At 42.4% G+C, this 2120-nt stretch carries 3 protein-coding genes; 1 reads left to right on the plus strand and 2 read right to left on the minus strand.

What is annotated here, in order from left to right:
* A partial coding sequence (locus tag NTX75_10785) for a galactose-1-phosphate uridylyltransferase (GenBank protein ID MCX5816706.1) occupies positions 1-415 on the minus strand: 415 nt, incomplete at its 3' end.
* A 141-nt stretch (positions 416-556) separates the two neighbouring features.
* Between NTX75_10785 and NTX75_10790 the strand changes: the two genes are divergently transcribed.
* Positions 557-1357 (plus strand): inositol monophosphatase family protein, encoded by an 801-nt coding sequence (locus tag NTX75_10790; protein MCX5816707.1) that lies wholly within the window; start codon positions 557-559, stop codon positions 1355-1357.
* 63 nt (positions 1358-1420) lie between these two features.
* On the opposite strand, the gene NTX75_10795 is transcribed toward NTX75_10790, so the two are convergent.
* Positions 1421-2120, minus strand: a 700-nt coding sequence (locus NTX75_10795) for an MBL fold metallo-hydrolase (GenBank protein MCX5816708.1), incomplete at its 5' end; no start/stop codon positions are given.

Below are 2120 nucleotides of genomic sequence, written 5' to 3' on the forward strand. Positions count from 1 at the left end.
CGTGGTTCTTGAATATCTGTGTATATTTGAATCTTTTGTCCTTTTTGAGGTCGCGGATCCTCTCCTGATACATCTCCAGCAAGAGCATGTAATCCCGGTCCGTATAATCAGACATTGTTTTTGTATGAGACCTGTTTTCGACAATCACTTCGTGCGCCCCGACATTATTCATCTTGTCGTAAATGCCTTCTCCCCGTTTTTTCAAATCTGCCTCAATAACGAAGATAGGATTAATGGCAGGAAAACAGCGCAGAAGCCATGATCCTTCTGTATCTTTATATTCCCTGATTGCTTTCGGGGTAAGATGTTCATTCTCCGGGCAGAAGGGGCAAAGGCCAACTGAGTTGCTTTTTACTGTTTTATACCCGACAACTACCCAGTTTCCGGTAACAACATCTCTTCTTAACTCTGCCATTTGTCTAATAATAGAACATCAGCAACGGTTTGTCAAACCGGACGAAAACAATCTTTTGAACCAGCAATTCTCGGTGAAAATTGCTGCCTTTGAACTTATAGTTCTTGAAAATCACAGTGAATATCATTTAGAATAATGCCCATGGATGACCTGTTGAAATTTGCCATACATTGTGCGAAAGAATCTGGAGAGATTCAAAAGAAGTATTATGAACAGAGATTTGCGATACACCACAAAGGGGAAATTAATTTAGTAACTGATGTGGATTATCTCTGCCAGGCGAAAATCATAGAACTTATAGAAAAGGATTTTCCCGACGACGAGATTATCAGCGAAGAAAAGACAAACTACTACGACAACGACAAGAACCGATGGATTGTAGACCCTCTCGATGGGACAACGAACTATGCCCACGGATACCCCTTTTTCTGTACATCTATTGCCTATGAAAAAGACGGAGAAATTGTCCTTGGTGTTGTATATAATCCCGTATTTAATGAATTATTCTATAGCAGGAAGGGAGAGGGGGCATATCTGAATGGCAATAAGGTAAAAGTTTCAACAATCCAGGTATTGAAGGATGCCCTCCTGAGCACAGGTTTTCCCTATGACCTTGTCACAAACAAAACGAATAATGTCAGTAACTTTATTAAGTTTCTATATGCGGCCCAGGCGATAAGGAGGGACGGTTCTGCTGCGCTGAATCTCTGTTATCTGGCCTGCGGGAGATTCGACGGTTTCTGGGAGTTGAAGCTCAATCCCTGGGACGTTGCTGCCGGCTTCCTGATTGTGTTAGAGTCGGGAGGGAAAATCACCAACTTTCAGGGTGACCCCTTCAATATTTACAGGGATGATGTTGCTGCGTCAAACGGTCTTATCCATGAATCCATGCTTGAAGTGTTAAGACAAATAGAACCAATAGAACCTGTCTTATTGGTTTGATTGGTCTTATTGGTTAAAACCAATACAACTAATGGGACAAATAGAACCAATAGAACATGCTCATCAAAATTCAAATTTCATCCCGTCATGTGCCGCGATAATGTTAATGCCTGTAGCATCTTTTAACTTCTCTGCAACAAGGTAAGGTTTTTCCTTTATAAGGTTCATTCCGAAGTGTGTCAGGATGACGGTTTCCGGTTTTATATGGTTGACAATTTTTACTACATCGTCCGTTGCAAGGTGATCCACTGCATCTGTTCTTGTTATCGGTTTTGACCTGAGCACGTTGATGATCAGATAATCGACGTTGTAGTGTTCCGGCAGAGTATCGAAAAACCGTGTATCTGCAATGAGGGCAATCTTTTTATTCAAATGAAAAATGATTCCATATGTTTCAACAGGGTGGACGTGACGCACAGGTGTATCGAACGTTATATCTTTTAAAGTGTAATGCCCTCCTTCATGGAGCAGCACGATACTGTCAAGGTATTTTCTCACGTATTGCAGCACGACAGGGTCGCTGTTTACAGCATCTTCCGGACAAAAAAGTGTCCCTTTCTTTTTAAATCCTCCGTCTGTCATGGCTTCGATCATGATATTCACATCGTTGGCATGGTCTATGTGTTTGTGGGTAAGTATAATCCCGTCCAACTGGATGGGGTTGAACCTCTCTTTTGATGCGTGAAGCTTCACAAGCGCACCCGGCCCCGGGTCTATATAAAGGTCCGTGTCTTTATAGTGCAGCCAGAGCCCACCCGTTGCC

It is taken from the genome of Pseudomonadota bacterium (genome assembly GCA_026388315.1).
Classification (GTDB): Bacteria; Desulfobacterota; Syntrophorhabdia; order Syntrophorhabdales; family Syntrophorhabdaceae; genus MWEV01.